Genomic DNA, 18713 nt, shown 5'->3' on the forward strand with positions numbered 1-18713 from the left:
TAAAATACCATAGAATGAAAAAGAAACTCGTATTACTCTTTTTAGGATGTGCAGTGTTGGGTTATTCCCAAAAGAAAGATGCTAAAAATGCTGTAAAAATAAAACCGAAAGCTGAATTTGTAGCCGAACTATTGTCAAAAATGACATTAGATGAAAAATTAGGTCAATTGAATTTACCAAGTTCTGGTGATATTACAACTGGTTTGGCAAAAAGCTCTGATATCTCTAAAAAAATTGCCGAAGGAAAAGTGGGTGGTTTATTCAATATCAAATCTGTCGAAAAAATTAAAGAAGTACAAAAGATTGCGGTTGAAAATAGCCGTTTAAAAATTCCTTTGATTTTCGGAATGGACGTTATCCACGGTTATGAAACTACGTTTCCAATTCCGTTAGGATTGTCTTGTACCTGGGATATGAATTTGATCGAAAGAAGTGCTCAAATCGCAGCTCAGGAAGCGAGTGCCGATGGTATCAACTGGACATTTTCGCCTATGGTTGATGTTTCCCGCGATCCTCGTTGGGGAAGGATTTCTGAAGGTTCAGGTGAAGATGCTTACTTAGGAAGCCAAATTGCAAAAGCAATGGTAAACGGGTATCAGCAACATGATTTGTCAAAAAATAATTCGATTTTGGCTTGTGTAAAACACTTTGCTTTATACGGTGCGCCAGAAGCGGGTCGCGATTACAATACGGTTGATATGAGTCATATCCGAATGTTTAATGATTATTTTCCTCCTTACAAAGCGGCGGTTGATGCTGGTGTAGGTTCGGTGATGGCTTCTTTTAACGAAGTTGACGGAATTCCTGCTACAGGAAGCAAATGGTTAATGACCGATGTTTTGAGAAAACAATGGAATTTTAAAGGATTTGTGGTAACTGATTTTACAGGAATCAACGAAATGATCGATCACGGAATGGGAGATTTGCAGGCCTCTTCGGCTTTGGCAATGAACGCAGGTGTAGAAATGGATATGGTTGGAGAAGGATTTTTGACTACTTTGAAAAAATCTATTGATGAGAAGAAAGTTTCGGTGGCAAGAATAGATGAAGCGGTAAAACTTATTTTAGAAGCAAAATATGATTTAGGATTGTTCCATGATCCGTATAAATACTGTGATGTAAAACGATCAAAAACTGAAATTTTCACTTCACAAAGTAGAAACGAAGCACGTAAAATTGCTGCACAATCTTTGGTTTTATTAAAAAATCAAGGGCAGGTATTACCACTTAAAAAATCAGGAACTATTGCACTTATCGGACCTTTGGCTGATGCCGAAGAAAATATGTCGGGTACCTGGAGTGTGGCTACCAAAAAAGGAACTTCGGTTACGTTATTGAATGGTATTAAAGAAGTGGCTGGAAAATCAGTAAAAGTACTTTACGCAAAAGGGAGTAATTTAGATTACGATGAAACGCTAGAAACAAACGCTACGATGTTTGGTAAAACACTACATCGTGATGCACGTTCGAAAGAAGAATTAATTGCTGAAGCTTTAAAAGTTGCCAATCAATCAGATGTTATTGTAGCCGCTTTAGGGGAATCTGCAGAAATGAGTGGAGAATCTAGTAGTAGAACAAATCTTGAAATTCCTCAGGCTCAAAAAGATTTATTGAACGAATTATTAAAAACAGGAAAACCTGTTGTTTTAGTTTTATTTGATGGCCGTCCTTTGGTGATTACTAAAGAAAACGAAACTGTTCCTGCCATCTTGAATGTTTGGTTTGCCGGTACAGAAGCGGGTTACGCTATTGCGGATGTTTTGTTTGGTGATGAAAATCCATCTGGAAAACTGACCGCTACTTTTCCAAGAAGTGTGGGTCAGGTACCAATTTATTACGCACACAAAAATACGGGAAGACCTCTGGCTAATAAAGAAGGAAAGTTCGAAAAGTTCCGTTCTAATTATATTGATGAAAGAAACGAACCATTATTCCCTTTCGGATATGGATTGAGTTACACGACTTTCGATTATTCGAATATTAAAATTTCTTCTGATAAAATGAATTTCAGCGGAAAACTGAATGTTACGGTTGAGGTTGCCAACACAGGAAATTTTGACGGAAAAGAAACGGTTCAATTATACATTAGAGATTTGGTTGGTTCTGTAACAAGACCAGTAAGAGAGTTGAAAGGCTTTCAAAAAATAAATCTTAAAAAAGGAGAAAAACAAACGGTAACTTTTGAAATTACTGTTGAAGATTTAAAATTTTATAATTCTGATTTACAATTTGTTGCAGAGCCTGGGCTGTTTGATGTTTTCGTTGGAGGAAATTCAAATGCCGATAAGAAAGTTAGTTTTGAGTTAACTAAATAGTTGGTTTATTTATTAGTAATTGCCCTTCGTGACTGGTTAGCGAAGGGCTTTTTTTTAACTGAAAATTTTAGCACACACACATACAGTTTGTCATTCCGTAGGAATCTCAGCGCATTTGCTCGTAAATATGAGATTCCTACGGAATGACAAGATTGTGACTTTTAATTTGACATAGAAATCTTTAAAAGATAAAAAATGAAAAACACATACCTACAATCACTATTACTGTTTTTTACAATGTTTACTTCACAAATATGGGCACAAAAAACAGAATGGTTTGATCCAAACAAACCTGCAACAACCTATTGTAATCCCATTAATATTGGGTACAATTATACAACTTATAACCATAACGGAATTCCGGAATCCCGTCGTTCTAGCGCAGATCCGGTTATTATCAATTACAAAGGCGATTATTATTTATTTGCGACCAATCAGGCAGGATTTTTTTGGAGCAAAGACATGGCCGATTGGAATTTTGTTTACGGAAGTTTCCAAAGAAAACCAGGTGATGATGATCAATGCGCACCTGCTGCCTGGGTGGTAAATGATACGTTATTTTACGTAGGTTCAACCTGGAAAAAAGACCATCCAGTCTGGAAAACGGCTGATCCAAAATCGGGTCGTTGGTTAAGACATGTAGATACGGCAATGTTACCAACCTGGGATCCGGCGATTTTTCAGGACGATGACAAAAAAGTATATATGTACTACGGTTCCAGCGGAAAATTACCTCTTGTAGGTGCTGAGGTTGATTATAATACCTGGTTGCCAAAAGGAAATCAGGATGATTATAAAAAATTATATGAAGCCACCGAAGTAGAAGATATTCAGCGCCCTTACGGGGAAATAAAAGCCGTTGTCGGTTTAGATCCATCGCAACATGGCTGGGAGCGTTTTGGACCTAACAACGACATGGAACCTGCGCCCTGGGGTAATTTTATTGAAGGAGCGTGGATGACTAAACACAATGGAAAATATTATATGCAGTACGGAGCGCCAGCTACGGAGTTTAAAGGTTATGCAAACGGTGTACACGTTGGTGATAATCCGTTAGGGCCTTTTACGTATCAAAAACACAATCCGATGTCGTATAAACCGGGAGGTTTTGTAATTGGTGCAGGTCACGGAAATACCTTTGCCGATAATTACGGTAATTACTGGAATACCGGAACCTGCAAAATTTCGATAAAAGATCGTTTCGAGCGCCGTATTGATATGTTTCCTGCCGGATTTGATAAAGATGATGTGATGTATTCAATTACTTCTTACGGCGATTTTCCGATAGTGCTTCCAACTGCAGAACGTGATCAGACAAACGGAGCTTCTTCGGGTTGGATGTTGCTTTCATACAAAAAACCGGTTACCGTTTCTTCTGCCGAAGATTGTATGGAAGTACAAACGCACCGGGTAGATCATGGAGGAAAAAAAGTATTTGAAAAATTTTGCTACGGAGCTGAAAATTTGACGGACGAAAATATTCAAACCTATTGGTCTGCAAAAACAGATAAACCTGGCGAATGGCTTCAGCTTGATTTGGGCAGAACGATGCAAATAAATGCCTTGCAAATCAATTATGCCGATCATAAAGCGACACAATTCAATAAGGCGATGGATATTTATTATCAATATAAAATCTACATGTCTGATGATGCTCAAAATTGGACGCTGGTGGTTGATAAATCTAAAAATGATAAAGATGCGCCTCACGATTATTTAGAGCTTACAAAATCGATAAAGGCGCGTTACATCAAGATGGAAAACATTCATAATGCTTCAGGATTGTTTGCTGTTTCAGATTTTAGGGTTTTCGGAAATGGTTTGTTGGCAAAGCCAAAGGGAGTTTCTAATTTTAAAGTCAATCGTAATGATAAAGATTCCCGCAATGCAATGATTTCCTGGAAAAAGCAGGCTGATGCCATTGGTTATACGATTTATTACGGAATAGAACCTGGAAAATTATATAATAACATTATGGTTTACGACGGAGATTCGTATGATTTTAGAGGTTTGGATAAAGGCACAAAATATTACTTTACCATTGAAGCTTTTAATGAAAACGGAATTGGTGCAAAAAACAAAATTATCGAGATAAAATAACTTGATTTTACATAAAAAAAAGAGTCGCTTCATTTTAAATGTAGCGACTCTTTTTGCATAAAGTTATTTTTAAATTAGCAATTAAACCAATTCAAAATCTAAAGTATCGCTCTCAGTTCCATTAATAATAATCGACAATTTATGATTCCCTGTATGAAAAACACGAGTTGTAATTATTTTAAAAGACTGATTTCTTTCAATTTTGATTAATTGATTTGAAGGATAATTTTTCTCGCTGATTTTGAAGACTTTTTTCGCCAGATGTCCTTTTGATTTTTTGTAATGTACAGCATATTCTAATCGAATGGTTTTTGCGTCTGTGTTTTTATTATTCAAATGAAATTGAAACTGCAGATAATCCCCAATTTTTACAATAGGTGTTTTGATTTCGAAAGACGAAAGTTCAATATTCGTACTTTCTAGACCATAATGACTCAGTATTTCGGGATGACCTTGTTTTAATAAAGTCCGGCAGCCGTGTTTGATAATTCCGTCGGTTTCTTTACTGATACCTTGCCATTTTTTTACAATTTCAAGTACAATTTCAGGATTATCTTTTACAATATCATTTAGGTTATTGGCGACACTTCGGCGGACATATTCTGAAGGATCATTTTTTAAGTTTTCAAGAATGGGAAGTATAGAAACTGGGTCTTTTTTCAGGAACGGAATTGCCATAGCCCACGGTAATCTCGGGCGACTTCCTTCGCTGGCCAATCGACGAACGTGATGGTTTTTGTGCAAAGACCATTTAACCATTTCGTCAATCATTTTTTCTTTATATTTAAGGATAAAAGGACGAACAGCAAACTCACAACTAATAAATTGGGTAATAGAAACAAAGGCTTTCGCCGAAGTTTTAAAATCCTCCAAACCATACATTTCGATATAATCTGCAAAAAAGATGAAGGCCAGATTGCCATCAGTAAACTTGTTTTTCTTTAGATTTTGGATGATTTTATCAATTAATGAAATTGCTTCCGGAAAATTTTCGGGCATGAATTGGTGTAAAACAACAGTAGTGTGTTTCATGCGTTCTTTCCATTCTTTTTGAGCAAAATCTCCCTCGTAAATAGTTTCAATAAATAGTTTTTTATCAAATTTTGGATGCACTTCGGCAACAGCCTGAGCAAAATTTTCGTAAAAAGTAACCGAATAAATATCTTTTATTAATGCCATAATCAAGTTTGAATGAATTTCAAAGGTATTTAATGTTCTTTATTTTTAGTTAACAAAAAAGAAAAAGATTTTAACCATTAAGAGATGAAGTTTTATTACGAATAGAAGTTTGATTTTTCTTAATAACTGAATGCTGAAAAGGGATTTTTTATGTTGTTGATTGTTTTTTCTTATTAATTGAATTTTCAAATCCACAAAATATGTGCTACTTTAGCATCTTATAAAAATCTAGAAAAAATGATTAGCGAAGTACAATTTCAAACCGAATTACAACTATTGATTAGCAATGCAATTCGAGAAGATGTAGGACCCGGAGATTACAGCTCATTGGCATGTATTCCTGATACGGCGCATGGACAAGCGAAATTATTGGTAAAAGACCAGGGCATTATTGCCGGAGTTACGCTTGCTAAAATGATTTTTGAATATGTTGACCCAATGTTAAGAGTAAAAACTTTAATTGAGGATGGAGCGGCCGTAAAATACGGAGATGTTGTTTTTGAGGTTTGGGGAAGCTCACAATCTATTCTGAAAGCCGAACGAGTAGTTCTGAACTCCATGCAGCGTATGTCGGCAATTGCTACCAAAACACATCAATACACGCAACTTTTAGAAGGAACCGATGCTAAAATTCTGGATACCAGAAAAACAACACCCAATTTTAGAGTAGCCGAAAAATGGGCTGTCAAAATTGGCGGTGGAGAAAATCATCGTTTTGCTTTGTATGATATGGTGATGCTAAAAGATAATCATATTGATTTTGCTGGTGGAATTACCCGCGCCATTGCGACTACTAAAGAGTATTTAAAAGAGAACAATTTGGATCTGAAAATAATTGTTGAAGCCAGAAACTTAGACGAAATTCGTGAAATTTTATTGTCTGACGGAGTTCACAGAATCCTAATTGATAATTTTAATTACGAAGATACTAAAACTGCTGTGGAGCTCATTGGTACAAAATGCCAAACAGAATCTTCAGGAAATATCAACGAAAAAACCATTAGAGAGTATGCTTTATGTGGTGTAAATTATATTTCTTCCGGAGCCTTAACACATTCTGTTTATAACATGGATTTAAGTTTGAAAGCGTTTTAATGGAGTTGTGGGTTATGAGTTGTGGGTTATGAGTTATGAGTTATGGGTTGTTAGTTGATAATCAGTAATCAATAATTTAAAATCCTAAAATCTAAAGTCTAAAATCTAAAATAAAAATATGTCTCAGGAAATAGAAAATCGGCTCGAAAAAATTCCAGTTGTTCGCACTGTAGTCCGGTTTTTTAAAAACATAAAATTGCCTTGGTTAGAAGGTTTTTCTTTGTATGATTTATTAGAAATGTACACCGTCGGGATTCTCGAAGGTGCCTTTTCGTATCATGCAAGTGCGGTTTCGTTTAGCTTTTTTATGGCTTTGTTTCCCTTTGCGTTATTTATCTTAAACTTGATTCCGTATATTCCGATAGATGGTTTTCAGGATGATTTTTTGCTGTTTGTACAACAAAGTGTTCCGCCCAATACATACGATGCTATTAATAAAATTATCAGTGATATTTTAAACAATAGTCATTCCGGGTTATTATCTACGGGTTTTTTACTTTCGATTGTTTTAATGGCAAATGGTGTCAATGCTATTTTGAGTGGTTTTGAATCTTCAAAACATGTTTTTGACAAGCGTGGTTTTTTGCATCAATATTTAGTAGCATTAGCAATTTCTCTTTTAATGACTGTTATTTTGTTTGTAACGGTCGCAACGATAGTCGTTTTTGAGGTTTTTATCCAAAAAACAATTATTCAGGATGTTTTGAGTGACCGAATTCCGCTTATCATTTTAGGTCGGTATTTGTTTGTTTTACTGATGATTTTGGTAACCTCTTCTATCTTATTGCGTTACGGGACGAAACAGTACAATAAAGTGCCTTTTATTAGTATTGGTTCTGTTTTTACAACTGTTTTAATTGTTATATCTTCGTTCTTTTTTGGGATTTGGGTTATAAAATTCTCAAAATATAACGAACTTTATGGTTCTATTGGGACATTATTAATTCTAATGTTTTACATTTGGATTAATAGTATGATTCTGCTTTTGGGATTTGAATTGAATGCCTCAATCAGAAAATTAAAACAAAAAAATAAATAAAGAAGTATGAAAAATTGGATGTTAACGATTGGTGTTTTTTTTCTAACATTAGGCACAATTCAAAGTCAAAGTGTTATTGGAAAATGGAAAACAATTGACGACGAAACAGGTCAGGCAAAATCGATTGTAGAAATTTATGAGAAATCTGGAAAAGTTTACGGAAAAGTGGTGGAGATTTTAAGAGCGGATCATAAAAAAGATATTTGCACTAAATGTGAAGGAGCTGAAAAAAACAAACCAATTAACGGAATGATTATTATAAGCGGTCTTAAAAAAGATGGTGATGAGTATAATGGCGGAACAATTTTAGATCCAACAACCGGAAAAAAATACAAATGTTATATCACGTTAGATTCTGCTGATAAATTAAAACTTCGTGGTTATGTGGGAGTTGCCCTAATGGGAAGAACACAATATTGGACACGTGTGAAAAACTAAAATATGCGAAAAACGGCATTACTATTTTTATTTTTAGGAATAGTGTCCAATACTTTTGGGCAAACTAAAAGCGAAACATTACAAATAAGTCATCTTACGGGTGACTTTTATGTTTATAAGACATTTCACGATTACAAAGGCAAACTAATTTCGGCCAATGCAATGTATCTGGTTACCAATAAAGGAGTTGTTTTGTTTGACGCACCTTGGGATGTTGAGCAGTTTCAGCCTTTATTAGACAGTATAAAAGCCAAACATAATAAAGAAGTTGTAATGTGTTTTGCAACGCACTCTCACGACGACAGGGCAGGAGGAATCGAATTCTACAAAAAAAAGGGAATTAAAACCTATACAGGAAAACTAACGGATGAAATTTTAAAGAAAGAAAATAAGCCAAGAGCAGAATTTACGCTTCCAAATGATTCTATATTTAAAGTGGGACAATATAATTTTGAAGTTTATTATCCAGGAAAAGGGCACGCATCAGATAATATTGTGGTTTGGTTTGATAAAGAAAAAATACTTTATGGAGGTTGTTTTATAAAAAGTGCCGAAGCTACTGACTTAGGTTATTTGGGCGATGCCGATGTAAATGAATGGAAGAAATCTATCAAAAAAGTACAGGCTAAATTCAGTAAACCAAAATTCATTATTACAGGTCACGATGATTGGACGAATATAGAATCTCTTAATCATACTGAGAAGTTGGTTGATAGTTTTTTGTTAGAAGATTCGGTTAAGAAGAAATAGAGTAAAATTGTTTATATTTGAATTAAATTTAAATCTAAGATGAATTTTTTAGAGCATCACATAGCAGATATTTCTAAGCTTTGTAAAATTTACAAAGTGAAGTCTTTGTATGCTTTTGGTTCTGTTTTGACTGACAGGTTTACTGATAAGAGTGATGTAGATTTAGTAGTTGATTTTCAGCCTTTGAACGTTTTAGATTATTCGGATAATTATTTTGATTTTAAATTTTCTTTAGAAGAAACGTTGAAAAGACCAATCGATTTATTGGAAGAAAAAGCCATTAAAAATCCTTATTTCAAACAAAATTTAAACAAACAAAAGCAATTAATTTATGGATGATAATATTAAAACTTGGTTGTTTGATATTTTAAGTTCTGTAAATGAAATTGAAAGTTTTTTTGTTGATAGACCCAAACAATTTCAAGATTATCAAAAGGATTTGCGAACCAAACGCGCAGTTGAAAGAAATATTGAAATTATTGGCGAGGCAATGAACAGAATTTTAAAACATAATTCAGAAATTCAAATTACAGATTCTCGAAAAATTGTCGCTGTCCGAAATAGAATTATTCATGGATATGATTCCGTTTCAGATGATGTTATTTGGGGAATTGTAATGAAACAGCTTCCAATTCTAAAAAGAGAAGTTGAAAATATGCTTTCAGAATAATTTTTTATTATTCTAATCTTAAAAAAATCAAATGTTTTTTATCGAAGTTGTCTTACCGCTTTCATTGGCCAAAACGTTCACCTATCGTGTTTCTGAGGCCGAATTTCATTTCATAAAAAAAGGAATGCGGGTGGCTGTACCTTTTGGTAAGAGTAAAATCTATACTGGGTTAGTTCTTGATGTTCATCAAAATGAACCAGGTTTATACGAGGCCAAAGAAATTCATCAAATTTTAGACGAAAATCCCATTGCTACCGAAATTCAAATCAAACACTGGCTTTGGGTGGCCAATTATTATATGTGCGGTATTGGCGATGTGTACCGCGGTGCTTTTCCGAGTGGATTGTTATTGGAAAGTGAAACCACTATTTCGCATAAAACAGATGTTCGGGTTAATGATTCGGAACTTTCGGATGATGAATTTCTAGTTTATGAAGCCTTGCAGCATCAGAGTTCACTGAAAGTTCAGGATATTATTTCGATTTTAAATAAAAAAAATATTTTTCCGATTCTTCAAAAAATGATTTCGAAAGATATTATTGTTTTAGAAGAAGAAATCAAAGAAAATTACAAGCCTAAACTCATTCGATATGTAAAATTACACAGCCAATATGAGTCTGATTCTGGTTTAGGACAATTGCTTGAAGTGCTTAAAAATGCTAATAAACAAAAGGAGATTGTGTTAGCCTATTTTCAGTTATCTGCTTCCGAAAAAAAGCCCATTACGGTTAAGAAATTAGTGGAGGTTTCAAATTCGACTTCAACTGTTGTAAAAGCTTTGATAGAAAAAGAAATTTTTGAAGAATATTATTTGCAACACGATCGGGTTTCTTTTGATGGAAAAGCTTCGGAGGAATTTCTGCAACTGAGTGCTGCGCAAGAATTGGCTTTCAATCAAATTAAAGAAAATTTTACTCAAAAAGAAGTTTGTTTGCTTCATGGTGTAACCTCTAGCGGTAAAACCGAAATTTACATAAAACTCATAGAAGAGTATTTGACTTTAGGAAAACAAGTGTTGTATTTGTTGCCAGAAATTGCACTGACAACACAATTGGTTTCCCGCTTACGACTTCATTTTGGCGATAAAGTTGCTGTTTTTCATTCAAAATACAGCAACAACGAAAGGGTGGAAGTTTGGAAACAAACACTCGAAAACGCTGATAAAGCACAGATTGTGATAGGAGCAAGGTCGGCCTTGTTTTTGCCTTTTGCCAATTTAGGTTTTTTGATTGTGGATGAGGAACACGAGCAAACCTTTAAACAAACTGATCCTGCACCGCGTTATCACGCACGGGATTCTGCAATTGTTCTGGCTAATTTTCATAATGCCAAAGTGCTGTTGGGTTCGGCTACGCCAAGTATTGAAACCTATTTTAATACACAAGCAGAAAAATACGGTTTGGTTACTATTACCGAGCGTTATAATAATGTGAGAATGCCTGAAATCCTTTTGGTTGATCTGAAAGATAAACATTTTAGGAAAAGAATGACGGGGCATTTTAGCGATGTTTTAATCGAAGAAATAGCAGAAGCTTTGTCTTTAGGTGAGCAGGTAATTTTGTTTCAGAATAGAAGAGGTTATTCGCCTATAATAGAGTGTATGACTTGTGGTCACGTGCCGCATTGCCAACAATGTGATGTGAGTCTGACATTTCATAAACATAAAAATCAATTGCGATGCCATTATTGTGGTTATTCAATTGCAAAACCTTCTCATTGTCATGCTTGTTCGAGTATAGATTTGACGACAAAAGGTTTTGGAACAGAGCAAATTGAGCAGGAATTACTGTCTCTTTTTCCGAAAGCCAAAACTGGCAGGATGGATCAGGACACGACTCGTGGGAAATTTGGTTTTGAGAAAATCATTGACACGTTCAAAAACCGTGAAATCGATATCCTGGTCGGAACACAAATGCTGGCCAAAGGTTTAGATTTTGAGAATGTGAGTTTGGTTGGGATTATGAATGCGGATAATATGCTGCATCATCCTGATTTTAGAGCTTTCGAACGTAGTTATCAGATGATGACACAAGTGGCGGGAAGGGCTGGAAGATCGGAAAAACAGGGTAAAGTTGTAATTCAGACTTATAACCCGAATCATAATACGATTCAGCAGGTTACAAACAATAATTATATGGGTATGTATAAGGAGCAGTTGTACGACCGCCAGATTTATAAATATCCTCCCTATTTCAGAATCATAAAACTGACGCTGAAGCATCGTGATTTTGATAAGTTAAAAGAAGGTTCGTTCTGGTTGTATCAGGTTTTAAGTCAAAATTTGAAGATGCCGGTTTTAGGTCCTGAAGAGCCAGCAATTAGCAGAATCAGAAACGAATACATCAGGACGATTATGATTAAGATTCCGCAAAATCTGCCGCTTGGAAGCACAAAAAAAACTATTCAGAAAATGCTGAATAGTTTTGAGGCTGTTGCTCAATACAGAGCGATAAAAGTTGTTATTAATGTAGATTTTTATTAAAAATCTAAGAAGTGGCAGATAAAGCTCTTACCAAATCTTCTTTTTTGTTTCGGCTTAAAGGGATTTTGGTAACACCAATTTCGGCAAATTTACTATTAAAGCGTTCTACCTTATCAATATTAATAATATAGGACTTGTGTACGCGAATAAATTTCTCTTTTGACAGATCATTTTCAAAAGCTTTCATTGTCGAAAGTACCAGATTACTATCGTCCTCGGTTACCACTCTTACATAATCGCCAAAAGCTTCAATCCATTTGATTTTAGCGGTGAAAATTTTAAGTTTTTTAAGATTGCTTTTGATAAAGATATGTTCACCTTCCTCTTCTTTTATATCTTTTTTGAGAATATGTAAGTCGAGGGCTCTTTTTACAGAAGCATTAAAACGTTCTACAGAAATAGGTTTTTGAAGATAATCAGTGGCATCATAATCAAAAGCTTTTAAAGCATATTCAGCTTTAGAAGTGATAAAGATAATTTGTGGCTTGGATTTTAATCCGTCCAGAAAGTCAAAGCCGTTGATAACGGGCATTTCTATATCCAGAAATATTAAATCAATCGTATTAAGCGTGATACAGCTTTTAGCTTCAATTGCGTTAGAAAAGTCCCCGATTAAATGCAAACCAGGGTGATTATTGACCAATTTGGCAATAATTGTCCTCTGTATAGAACTGTCGTCAACAACAACACAGTTTAGTTTCATAAACATTTAAATTTAGAATAAATTCAGGATAGCAATAGTAAATGTATTATTTTTTTTGGAAAAGAAACTAAACTGAGGGGTTATTTTTTGCATTATAACGAATAAAGGTAAAAAAGTGTTGTTTATTTAAATTTAATCACTACTTTTGCACCCAATTTTAACAAATAAATATTGTATTTATGAATCATTATGAAACTGTTTTCATTTTAAATCCCGTTTTATCTGAGGTTCAGGTGAAGGAAACAGTAACGAAATTTGAAGAATTTCTTACTAGTAGAGGAGCTGAAATGGTATCGAAAGAGGATTGGGGTCTGAAAAAAATGGCTTACGAAATCCAAAACAAAAAAAGTGGTTTTTACCATTTATTCGAATTCAAAGTAGCTGGAGAAGTTCTAATTGCTTTTGAAACTGAATTTAGACGTGACGAAAGAGTTATGCGTTTCTTAACTGTAAGTTTAGATAAACATGCTATTTCATGGGCTGAAAGAAGAAGAGCCAAATTAAAATCTACTAAAGCTTAATTATTATGTCTACAATAGAGCAATCTGCAAAAGGAAAAAAAGACGGAGATATCAGATATTTAACGCCTTTAAACATTGAAACTAACAAAACTAAAAAGTACTGTCGTTTCAAAAAATCAGGAATCAAATATATCGATTATAAAGATGCTGATTTCTTATTGAAATTCGTTAATGAGCAAGGAAAAATTCTTCCTCGTCGTTTAACTGGAACTTCATTGAAATACCAAAGAAAAGTTTCTGTAGCTGTAAAAAGAGCTCGTCACTTAGCTTTAATGCCATACGTGGCCGATTTATTAAAATAATTTAAAATCAACAGTTGTTGGTTTCTCATCAAAGGGAACCTAACTTCTATAATAAGGACAACAACATGGAACTTATATTAAAACAAGACGTACAAAACTTAGGATTTAAAGATGATGTAGTATCAGTAAAAGCTGGTTACGGTCGTAACTTTTTAATTCCTCAAGGATTTGCACAATTAGCTACACCTTCTGCAAAGAAAGTATTGGCTGAAAACCTAAAGCAAAGAGCTCACAAAGAAGCTAAAGTTGTTGCTGATGCAAAAGCATTAGCTGAAACTTTAAAAGCTCTTGAGATTAAACTTACTGCAAAAGCTGGTGGAGAGAAACTTTTTGGTTCTATCACAAACATCGACATTGCTGAAGCTTTAGAGAAATCTGGTAACGCTATTGATAGAAAATTCATCACTAGTGGTATCGTAAAACGTACAGGAAAATATTCTGCTAGCATCCGTTTACACAGAGATGTTATCGTTGACTTACCATACGAGATTATTGCAGAAAAATAAGAGTTTCTTAACTTTTTGTTAATAAAAAATAAAAATCACCCATCAGGGTGATTTTTTTTTGTTAATTTTGCGTTAAAATTAACAAAACAAACACAAATGAAAAGAATCTTAACATTGTTGATTGTTGTATTTAGTCTTACTGTCACGATGGGACAAACTACAACATCAAGCATTAAAGGAATTGTGAAAAGTTCCAGCGGTGAATTGCTTCCAGGCGCTACAATCCTGGCAATTCATACACCTACGGGGTCAAAATATTCTTCACTTTCTAACGAAGATGGAAGATTTAGTATTTTGAATATGAGAATTGGAGGACCATACAAAATTACAGTAACTTTTGTAGGTTTTCAAAATCAGGAATACAATGATATTTATCTTGATTTAGGGAAAGTTTTCAATTTAGATGTTCTTCTTGCTGATGAAAGTCAGGCGTTAGAAGAAGTAAAAGTTGTTTCTAAAAATAAAGTTTTTCAAAGTGGAAGAACTGGTGCAGAAACTACAATTGGTAGAAGAGAGTTAACTGCTTTGCCAACAATATCAAGATCTGCAGAAGATTTCACCAGACTAGACCCAACGGCTAGTGGAGGTTCTTTTGGAGGTAGAAATAACAAATACAATAATTATTCTTTGAATGGAGCGGTTTTTAATAATCCATTCGGGCTGGATGCAGCTACTCCTGGAGGACAAACAGGTGCTCAGCCAATTTCATTAGACGCAATTGAGCAAATTCAGGTAGCAACTGCGCCTTATGATGTTACTTTGTCGGGATTTACAGGAGCTTCTGTAAATGCGGTTACAAAATCAGGAACAAACGAATTTCATGGTACTGCTTATGCTTTTTTTAGAAATGAGGATATGACAGGTAGTAAAATAAAAGGAGAGAAAATCTTTGTACCATCCTTAGAGCAAACACAGGCTGGTTTTAGCTTGGGAGCTCCAATCATTAAAGATAAGTTATTCATTTTTGGAAACTTCGAAATCGATCAAAGAAGTGATTTAGGCTCTAACTTCGTTGCAAATAATGGTGACGGTGTAACAGGAATTAATGAATCTAGAGTTTTGGAGTCTGATTTGATTGCGGTTTCAAATGCTTTAATGAATTTGAAAGATGCTAATGGAAATAATTTTAATTATAATCCAGGAGCTTATCAAGGTTTTAAGCATGAATCAAATTCGAATAAAGGAATTGTAAAATTAGATTGGAATATTAATGACAATCATAAATTAGCAGTAATTTATAATTTTCTTAATGCTTCAAAAGATAAACCTGCACACCCAACTGCATTAGGTTTTAGAGGGCCAAATGCTGCAATATTACAGTTTCAAAACTCAGGATACCAAATTAATAACAAATTAGATTCGTTTTTGGTAGAATTAAATTCTAAATTTAGTGAGTCTGTTTCGAACAAACTGCAAGCTGGTTATACACATTTTGATGATTATAGAATACCATTTTCTACTCCGGCTCCTGTAATTAATATTCAGGATGGTTCTGGTACCAATTATATTATTGCGGGTCATGAGCCATTTTCAATCAATAATACTTTGGATCAAAAAGTATTTCAATTTACAGATAATTTAACCTATACTGTTGGTAAACATGTTTTTACTTTTGGGACTTCATTCGAAAAATTCGAATTTAAAAACTCTTTTAATTTAGGAGGTTATGATAATTTTGGAAATCCAAACGGATATGCGGGTACTTTTTTTACACCATATTTTACTGTTCAGGATTTCTTAACGGATGCTGCAAGACCTTATGCAACAAGTATTATTGCCCAAAATATGCAATATGCGATAGATACTAATAACGCAAAAGGTAAGTTTGCAGTAGGTGCCGATGGCGGATGGAAATTGTCTGAGCTTAATGTTGGTCAGTTAGCATTTTACGCCCAGGACGATATGAGTTTGACAGACAATTTTAAATTATCTATAGGATTACGTATTGATAAACCGTTGTATTTTAATACAGCAGATTTGATTCAGAAATATATTGATACTGATAATGGTGCTACCAGAGATAATGGTATTGATTATTTTGATCCAGAAACAGGTGAGGCAACGCCTCTAATCTCTACAGATTTACCAAGTGATAGATTATTATGGTCCCCAAGGGTAGGTTTCAACTGGGATGTTAAGGGAGATGCAACTTCGCAACTTCGTGGAGGTTCTGGGATTTTTACAGGAAGAATTCCTTTTGTATGGTTAGGGAACCAGGTAAGTGGTGCTGATGATTCTTTCTTTCAAATTATGGATCCTGATTATAAATGGCCTCAGGTTTGGAGAACAAGTTTAGGGTATGATCATAGATTTGAGAGCAATTATATTTTGACTCTTGATGTTTCTTATAATAAAGATATTAATGGTGTTCATGTTCAAAACTGGGGTTTAAAAGCACCAACAGGTACATTGGCTGGACCAGACAACAGACCAATTTACACTGCAGACGACAAAGGAGCAAACAATGCTTATGTTATGACAAATTCGGATAAAGGAAGTGCTTTTAATGCATCTGTGAAAGTTCAGAAGACATTCGAAAATGGTTTATATGCAAGTTTGGCCTATAACTATTTGAAATCTCAAGATGTTAACTCTATTGAAGCAGAGATTACAGGTGATGCTTTTGCATTTAATCCTGCTTTAGGAAATGTAAATAATGCAGTGCTTTCTAATTCTAAATATGGAGACAATCATCGTTTTATTGGTGTAGCTTCTAAAAAATGGAAATACGGAAAAGATAAGTGGGCAACTACTGTTTCTACTTTCTTTGAGTATGCACAAGGAGGGCGTTTTAATTACATTTATGGAGGAGATATTAATAATGATGGCTCTGGAAATAATGATTTGCTTTATGTTCCTACAACAGCAGAAATTGGTCAGATGACATTTTCAGGTGCTGGTCAGGGAGAAGCTTTTGATAAATTTATTGAGCAAGATAAATATTTAAGAGACAGAAGAGGAGAGTATGTTGAGCGTTACGGAGCTGTTGCGCCCTGGAGAGGAAAATGGGATTTGAAATTATTACAGGATTATAATTTTAAAGTATCATCGGCTTCAGAGAAAAAGAATACAATCCAATTTAGTATTGATGTTTTAAATATCGGAAACTTATTAAATTCTGATTGGGGAATTGTTCAGGTCAATACAACCAATCAGCCAATTGGTGTAAGTGTTGACCCAGTAACAAATGTTCCAACTTATACTTTTACAAACACGCAAACGCGAACATTTAATTATGATGCTAGTTTAGTATCAAGATGGCAGGCGCAATTTGGTATTAGATATATTTTCTAGTCAAATAAAAAAAGTAGTAAATTTGCCCTCTCGTTTGAGAGGGCTTTTTTATGATTTTTAGTCAGCGCTCTTTCGAAGAAATAAATACAACACCATATAATAATATAATGAAATACGCAAGATTAACAAAAGAACAGTTTGAAGAGTTACAGGCCGAGTTTACTAACTTTTTAGCTACACAAACTATTGATAAAGCAGAGTGGGATTCTATTAAAGCAAATAAACCAGAAGTTGCAGAACAGGAATTAGATGTTTTCTCGGATTTAATTTGGGAAGGAGTTTTGTCAAGAGCTGAATATTTAGAACATTTTTCTAAAAATCATATCTTTTTATTTCAATGTTTTGAAAAAGATGTGAAGTCTATCGTTTTGAAATCTTTGGTTCCTGAAACAGATTTTTTAACCAAGGATGGTTTGCAGTGGTTGAGTGATAATATGTTTACTGAAAACATAGAAATGAAAGTAGGCAAAAAGGTATTTACCGAAGATCGTAATTTGTCCATTTTTGAGTTGATTCAGCAAGGGGCTTTTTTAAGTGATGGAAAATTATTTCAACAAATAAACTCGATAATTGAATCATAATATCTATTAAAAACACCCTTTTGATAAAAAAGGAAAAAAAATCTTACTTTTATTTCCTTTTTTATCGTTTAACGTTATGTTTTGTTTAATGTTTGTGTTTTCTTTAAAATTTATTTTTTTGTAGGTAAAAAACTCCATTTTTTTTCACCCTGATTTGAATTTTCTTTTTATTTGTAAGTAAGTTAATTTAACTATAAATCTGAGTTAGGTCTTGGTTTTTGTTAATATTTTTATTTTAAATTAAAAAATAAGGTTTTTTTGTAGTATTTAACTTTAATTTATGGAATTTATATAAAAAAAACAATAAATTTTGTAAAATTATTAATAATTGGTTTTCCCTTGAATTGACTGACTTTTTTCATTTGTAAATTATTTTTGTAAGGTAAATTTATCTTTATTTTTTATAAAATGAAGATTTTATATTTGGTAAATTCAAATATTAGTATTGAATTTAATCAACAAAAGTTAAAAACCACCACCTAAGCTTTTGGACAAAAACAAATGATGATGAAGTAAGCATATTTAATGCTTATTATTGATGAATGAAATTGAAAGTTTTTAAGTAATGAATTAGCTGTAATTTAATGCTGATTTATTAATCTATATTTTCTAAGTTGTTTTTTCGTTTTACAATAGTAAATTAAATAAGATGCTTATGGATTTTACAATTACTTTATTCATCCAGTTTACATTAGGTGGCTATTTCATTTTGAAAATGTTTATTTTGCTTTTTAGTAA

Annotated in this window: 16 protein-coding genes; 14 read left to right on the forward strand and 2 right to left on the reverse strand. The window is 33.7% G+C overall.

Annotated features, from left to right (window positions below):
- Window positions 1-14 precede the first annotated feature (14 nt).
- Both bglX and GON26_RS11700 read left to right on the forward strand, forming a co-directional pair.
- Window positions 15-2315 (forward strand): beta-glucosidase BglX, encoded by a 2301-nt coding sequence (gene bglX, locus GON26_RS11695; protein ID WP_160374960.1) that lies wholly within the window; start codon window positions 15-17, stop codon window positions 2313-2315.
- 195 nt (window positions 2316-2510) lie between these two features.
- A complete protein-coding gene (locus GON26_RS11700; protein ID WP_160374961.1) occupies window positions 2511-4415 on the forward strand; it encodes a discoidin domain-containing protein in 1905 nt (634 codons plus the stop codon).
- A gap of 81 nt (window positions 4416-4496) precedes the next feature.
- Here GON26_RS11700 and GON26_RS11705 read toward each other — a convergent pair whose 3' ends face one another.
- Window positions 4497-5594, reverse strand: coding sequence for a DNA alkylation repair protein (locus GON26_RS11705; RefSeq protein ID WP_160374962.1), 1098 nt, complete (start codon window positions 5592-5594; stop codon window positions 4497-4499).
- A gap of 237 nt (window positions 5595-5831) precedes the next feature.
- Here GON26_RS11705 and nadC point away from each other — a divergent pair, with 237 nt between their 5' ends.
- The 7 genes from nadC to priA all read left to right on the forward strand — a co-directional run bounded on the left by nadC (window position 5832) and on the right by priA (window position 12068).
- Window positions 5832-6689: a carboxylating nicotinate-nucleotide diphosphorylase gene (gene nadC / locus GON26_RS11710; RefSeq protein ID WP_160374963.1), complete on the forward strand. Its 858-nt coding sequence runs from the start codon at window positions 5832-5834 to the stop codon at window positions 6687-6689.
- Window positions 6690-6807: 118 nt separating this feature from the next.
- Window positions 6808-7728, forward strand: a complete 921-nt coding sequence (locus GON26_RS11715; RefSeq protein WP_160374964.1) for a YihY/virulence factor BrkB family protein — start codon at window positions 6808-6810, stop codon at window positions 7726-7728.
- A 6-nt stretch (window positions 7729-7734) separates the two neighbouring features.
- Window positions 7735-8166 carry a DUF2147 domain-containing protein gene (locus GON26_RS11720; RefSeq protein WP_160374965.1) on the forward strand — a complete coding sequence of 144 codons (432 nt, stop codon included), beginning with the start codon at window positions 7735-7737 and terminating at the stop codon, window positions 8164-8166.
- Between the two features lie 3 nt (window positions 8167-8169).
- Window positions 8170-8916: a subclass B1 metallo-beta-lactamase gene (bla-B1-FLAV, locus tag GON26_RS11725; RefSeq protein ID WP_160374966.1), complete on the forward strand. Its 747-nt coding sequence runs from the start codon at window positions 8170-8172 to the stop codon at window positions 8914-8916.
- Between the two features lie 39 nt (window positions 8917-8955).
- Entirely contained in the window at window positions 8956-9255 is a 300-nt protein-coding gene (locus tag GON26_RS11730) for a nucleotidyltransferase family protein (protein ID WP_160374967.1), read from the forward strand.
- Window positions 9248-9586, forward strand: a complete 339-nt coding sequence (locus GON26_RS11735) for a HepT-like ribonuclease domain-containing protein (protein WP_160374968.1) — start codon at window positions 9248-9250, stop codon at window positions 9584-9586. The genes GON26_RS11730 and GON26_RS11735 overlap by 8 nt, the downstream gene beginning before the upstream one ends.
- A 31-nt stretch (window positions 9587-9617) precedes the next feature.
- Window positions 9618-12068 (forward strand): replication restart helicase PriA, encoded by a 2451-nt coding sequence (gene priA, locus GON26_RS11740; protein WP_160374969.1) that lies wholly within the window; start codon window positions 9618-9620, stop codon window positions 12066-12068.
- Window positions 12069-12072: 4 nt separating this feature from the next.
- Here the strand turns inward: priA and GON26_RS11745 are convergent, their stop codons facing one another.
- Entirely contained in the window at window positions 12073-12771 is a 699-nt protein-coding gene (locus tag GON26_RS11745; protein ID WP_160374970.1) for a LytR/AlgR family response regulator transcription factor, read from the reverse strand.
- Window positions 12772-12950: 179 nt separating this feature from the next.
- Between GON26_RS11745 and rpsF the strand changes: the two genes are divergently transcribed.
- From rpsF to GON26_RS11770, 5 genes are all read left to right on the forward strand, one after another.
- Window positions 12951-13292: a 30S ribosomal protein S6 gene (gene rpsF, locus GON26_RS11750; RefSeq protein WP_007810575.1), complete on the forward strand. Its 342-nt coding sequence runs from the start codon at window positions 12951-12953 to the stop codon at window positions 13290-13292.
- A gap of 5 nt (window positions 13293-13297) precedes the next feature.
- On the forward strand, window positions 13298-13594 hold the full coding sequence (gene rpsR, locus GON26_RS11755) for a 30S ribosomal protein S18 (protein ID WP_002987043.1): 297 nt from the start codon (window positions 13298-13300) through the stop codon (window positions 13592-13594).
- Between the two features lie 65 nt (window positions 13595-13659).
- Window positions 13660-14100 carry a 50S ribosomal protein L9 gene (gene rplI / locus GON26_RS11760; RefSeq protein ID WP_026982307.1) on the forward strand — a complete coding sequence of 147 codons (441 nt, stop codon included), beginning with the start codon at window positions 13660-13662 and terminating at the stop codon, window positions 14098-14100.
- Between the two features lie 96 nt (window positions 14101-14196).
- Window positions 14197-17394, forward strand: coding sequence for a TonB-dependent receptor (locus GON26_RS11765; protein ID WP_160374971.1), 3198 nt, complete (start codon window positions 14197-14199; stop codon window positions 17392-17394).
- Between the two features lie 107 nt (window positions 17395-17501).
- On the forward strand, window positions 17502-17975 hold the full coding sequence (locus GON26_RS11770) for a DUF6495 family protein (RefSeq protein ID WP_160374972.1): 474 nt from the start codon (window positions 17502-17504) through the stop codon (window positions 17973-17975).
- Window positions 17976-18713: the final 738 nt, after the last annotated feature.

It is taken from the genome of Flavobacterium hydrocarbonoxydans (assembly GCF_009789235.1).
GTDB classification, from domain to species: Bacteria; Bacteroidota; Bacteroidia; order Flavobacteriales; family Flavobacteriaceae; genus Flavobacterium; species Flavobacterium hydrocarbonoxydans.